The 4,672-nt window shown below is 48.6% G+C and carries 2 protein-coding genes; one reads left to right on the plus strand and one right to left on the minus strand.

Going from position 1 to position 4,672, the window contains the following annotated elements; genetic code table 11:
• The first annotated feature begins 155 nt into the window (after positions 1–155).
• A complete protein-coding gene (locus QVO39_RS00760) occupies positions 156–2,357 on the plus strand; it encodes a RelA/SpoT family protein (RefSeq protein ID WP_021902595.1) in 2,202 nt (733 codons plus the stop codon).
• A 128-nt stretch (positions 2,358–2,485) separates the two neighbouring features.
• Here the strand turns inward: QVO39_RS00760 and QVO39_RS00765 are convergent, their stop codons facing one another.
• Complete coding sequence (locus tag QVO39_RS00765) at positions 2,486–4,492, minus strand: Ig-like domain-containing protein (RefSeq protein WP_021902596.1); 2,007 nt, start codon at positions 4,490–4,492, stop codon at positions 2,486–2,488.
• Positions 4,493–4,672 lie beyond the last annotated feature (180 nt).

Consider the following 4,672-nt stretch of genomic DNA (forward strand, 5'->3'; position numbering starts at 1 on the left):
CGAGGTCCTTACTCATAGATGCTCCGATAAATACCACTCACAGGACTATTCTAGTACGTAACCCCTGGGCATTACCCCCTTTAATTGTGGCAAATTGAAGTATAATTTGTACCTTAGCATACAATTAGTTAGTGACGCTGGTAAATTCAGGAGAGATGAAGAGGTATAAGGAATTGGATAAGTTGGTCTCATTGGACTTACTATTAGAGAGGCTAGCAGAGCTACCTCACGACCTTTCGGATAAGGAGCTTCAGGATTTAGTCCCTATCCTGCAATCGTTCGAGCTAGAGACAAGAGGGGAGATGGATCGCTTTGGCTTACCACTGCTCTCGCAAAAGCTACTGACCTCCATAGCACTTGCCGAGGAGGTTGGTGTTGGTGGTGCCAGCATCATTGCATTACTTCTACAGCTACCAGTGCAGAGAGGTGCTGTGAAAGAATCACGAGTGCGAGAACTTTTTGGAGAGGATGTGCTACACCTTGTTGAGCTTCTGCAGAAGGTGGGTGACCTTTACTCCAAGAGCACAGTGATAACGAGTGACAACTTTAGTCACTTTCTCCTCTCTTTCGCCGAGGATGTGAGGATCATTTTGATCCTTATTGCCGATCGTTTGGTGCAATTGAGACTCGCCGATAAGCATTTGGATGCCGAGGGACAAGCCGACCTCAGCATCGAGGTCTCCTTTTTATTCGCACCTTTGGCTCACCGACTGGGGCTTTACAGTATCAAGAGTGAGATGGAGGATATGTGCTTGAAGTACACCGATAGAAGCACCTACAACTTTATCAAAGATAAACTAGCAGAGACCAAGCGGTCGCGTGATGCCTATATCGCTAAGTTTATAGAGCCTGTAGAGAAGGCTCTGAAGGCGGTGGGCTTGAAGTTTTCTATTAAGGGACGAACAAAGTCCATCTCATCGATCCGCAATAAACTGGTGAAGCAAAAGATAGAGTTTGAAGCGATCTACGACCTCTTTGCCATCCGGGTGATACTCGACGCTCCTCTTGAGGAAGAGCGGAGTCAATGCTGGAAAGCTTACTCTATTATCACCGATATGTTTCAGCCCAATCCTAAGCGACTAAAGGATTGGCTCTCCATACCCAAGAGCAATGGGTATGAGAGCCTCCATATCACCGTGATGGGTCCAGAGCAGAAGTGGGTAGAGGTGCAGATCCGCACCGAGCGTATGGATGAAATCGCTGAGAAGGGGCTGGCAGCTCACTGGCGGTACAAGGGGGTGAAGAGTGAAACGGGGCTAGATGACTTTATGACCAGTGTGCGGCAAGCGATGGAAAATAAGTCGGCAAGCCCCGAGGAGCTGATCCAAAACTTTAGGATGAACCTCTACGATGAGGAGATCTATGTCTTTACACCTAAGGGAGACTTGGTGAAGCTCCCTAAGGGGGCAACCGTGCTCGACTTTGCCTATGCTATCCATAGCGGGTTGGGGGCGAAGACGGTCTCTGCCCAGGTCAATGGGCGGAATGTAAGTATTCGGCAACCCCTCAATAATGGCGATACCGTCTCGGTCAATACCTCCTCCAACCAAACACCGAGTGCCGATTGGCTCCGATTTGTGGTGACCAGTAAAGCACGCTCCAAGATCCGCCAAGCTCTACGAGTGGAGTCGGAGCGAGCCATCGCGATCACCAAAGAGGAGATGCATCGACGCATGCGCAATCGCAAGCTGGAGTATGATGAGGCACTATTCGTCCGCCTTTTGAAGAAAAAGGGGTTTAAGGTGACGAGTGAATTCTTTCACGAGGTAAATGAAGGGCGGATAGACCTCAATGTTTTCCTTGATGAGTACAAGCAGGCTCAGGAGGCACCTTCGCAAGGGAGTGATGAGGGTCCCTTATCAGCTGATAAATACATTGCCCGTACAGAGGCTGAGAAGATAGTGGAAGAGGATGACAATATTCTGACCATTGATAATGGCATCTCGGGCGTCGATTACCAGCTATCCAAGTGCTGTAACCCGATTTATGGTGACCGGATCTTTGCCTTTGTCTCTCGATCGGGGATAAAGATTCATCGCATGGATTGCCCCAATGCCCTAGATCTATTTAATCGCTTCGGATATCGAATCCTCAAGGCGCGCTGGAAGGGAGATGCTAGACAGGGAGTGGAGATTGTGCTGAGAGTGGTAGGGCACGACAACCTGAGCATTGTGCATTCGGTGGTCAATCAAGTAGCAACGGTAGAGGGAGTGACTCTCCGAGACTACAGCATTAAGTCGGCCGATGGACTCTTTCAAGCTCTGCTTAATCTGCACCTCCATAATCCTTCTCAGGTGAATACTCTCCTCAAAACAGTGCGAGAGGTGAGCGGGGTCAAGAGCGTGGAGCGTCTATAACTGAGACTGTTGCACGAAGGCAATCTGCTACGTTGCTTTCGGAATTCGGGCTAGGTCACATACGTGAAGAGGCGGGAGAACACCTAGGTGCACTTCCGCCTCTTTTATAAAGGTTGCACGACATGTGGCTAGTACTGACTACCAGCTGGCATCATGCCGCCTAGCCCACCTAGTCCGCCCATGCCACCCATGCCGGTGTTCATGCCACCTTGATCGCCTGCGCCACTTCTCCGCTTTTTCAGCTCTTCTTCACGCTCTTTGTTGCGGTCTTTCCGCTCCGTTGCCTTCGGTTTATTTTTGATCATCTCCTTTGGCTTTTGCTGGTCTATAGGTGTAGTGAGTGGAGTAAAGGTTTCAGTGACCTTCCAATTCTTCATCACCTCCAGTATCTTAGGCATATAGTAGACCTGTTCAGGCTGAATGCTATCGCGGTAGCTACCTGGATCCCACTGTCCATTACCATTGCTATCAATGATCAGTCGGAAGGCATACTTCTGCGGCTTTAGGTCGGCAAATAGTATCTTCGACTGGTCGGTGACAATGGTGCGAATAGGCTTATCATCTGTGCTTAATAGCTCGCCAATAAAGGGACCCTCAACGCCCGAAATATCAATAGTGAGCTGTGCAAACTCCTCCTTGGGCTGTGTCTTGAATGCATCAACGGCAGTCTCGGCAAGGTGATGCCCATAGACATCAACAAACGTAGCACTATCCACGTAGAGTTCGTACGAGGTATTGTATTGCAAGCGAGCCTTAATCATACCACTAGTGGCACGATCGGGAAGCATCCAGATAGAGTCTATAGGCAGAGGCTTAAGGATACTGTCATTGGCATTGAATAGCTCAAAGGCCTTAAAGGCAGTAGTATCAATAGGCAGTGAGGTGTGGAAGAGTATGGAGTCGTTGACCCCTCCATCGCCCTTGTGTTCTATCCTGATGGTCAGCTTAGACTTTTTGTCCTTTTCTTTCGTCTCCTCCTTTTCCTCTTTAGTCTCTTTTTTTTGCGGTTTAGGGAGATTCAGTTTTAGGGTATCGCTCACCTGAGTAGGCAAGTTGAGACTATCTACCGATTGGTAACTAACTACAAACTGATTAATTCCTTTCCAGTGTGGGTCGGTGAAGAAGGCAGTGGCCTCGTGCTTCTCCTGATTGAGATCGTAAATAGGTGGAGTGCCCTCTACCTCCCTGAGTAGGGAATCTCTTAGCTCCAAGGCCTTGACCTCAATCCCCTCCTTTGGAAGCAGGTTAAAAGTGAGCTTTATCTGCATTGAATCGGGACACTCACGCTTGCTGATATATCGCCGTGGTGTCTGTGGCTCGTAGTACATGAGCACCAAGTCATCGGGCAGATAGCGGGTGTAGGGTACGGTCTTAATGGTATCAATCGTGAGGCTATCCACCCAAAGAGTATCTTGCCGTGTGCTTGCCATACTGGTAGTGGTGATGAGGCTATCAAGGAAAGCAATCCCCTCCGTAGGCATATCGTGTCGGTAGTTGCCGTCGCTCTCCTTGAGTGCGTAGACCCGATACTTGCCCTCTTTGATATTTCGCATCACAAACTGTGCCCTATCGCCCGTGCGGCTCATGCGGAGAAGGGTAGTATCTGTAAAGGCATTCCAACCTGCACTATCGGGTTGTATCCCCACGAGCATCCCTTGCATCGGCTCGTGGTTACGGATATTGAGCACCTTACCCGAGATCTCCATGGTATCAATTTCATTGCCCGTACTAAAGGCGTAAGAAAAGTTTTCAAGAGGGTTTCCCTCGTTATTATCCACAATAGCATCAGTAAAGTCGATGGTATAGGTGGTATTGGGTATTAAATCGTCTTCCAAGGCAACGGTGACCCGCTTTCCAACCGCCATAATCTTTGGTTGCTGGAGCTGTGGTGGGGAAATGATTACCTTGCTAGAGACATCTTTTATCTGTACGTACTCGTCAAAGGTAAGCACCACCTTCTTTTTAGTCACATTGAGTGCCTTATCCTCGGGCTTCGCACCGACTAGTTTGGGGGGCGTAACATCGTAAGGGCCTCCATCGGGAGCCACACGATTGGCACACCCATAGAGCATCCCTATGAGGAGTAGAAGCGGGGTGAGGACCAGTTGGACGGTCCGAATACTATCTTTATTCATATCATTATCAAACAGAATACGATACAAAATTAGTCAATTCCGAGCAATTGGGAGGGGTATTAAGGAGAGATTGCTATTTTTTGTCTCATAATCCTGATTCGCAGGGCTACGCATTTGAAGTTAATGACCCTATTGAGAATGTTGCACAAAGTGCCATTCTCGCACATTTGCTTCAAATGT

It is taken from the genome of Porphyromonas sp. CAG:1061, from assembly GCF_000435035.1.
GTDB classification, from domain to species: domain Bacteria; phylum Bacteroidota; class Bacteroidia; order Bacteroidales; family Porphyromonadaceae; genus Porphyromonas_A; species Porphyromonas_A somerae.

Bases quoted from the DNA above. Each gene is read 5' to 3' on its own strand.
- QVO39_RS00765 (WP_021902596.1), bottom strand. From the start codon at position 4,492: ATGAATAAAGATAGTATTCGGACCGTCCAACTGGTCCTCACCCCGCTT.
- QVO39_RS00760 (WP_021902595.1), top strand. From the start codon at position 156: ATGAAGAGGTATAAGGAATTGGATAAGTTGGTCTCATTGGACTTACTA.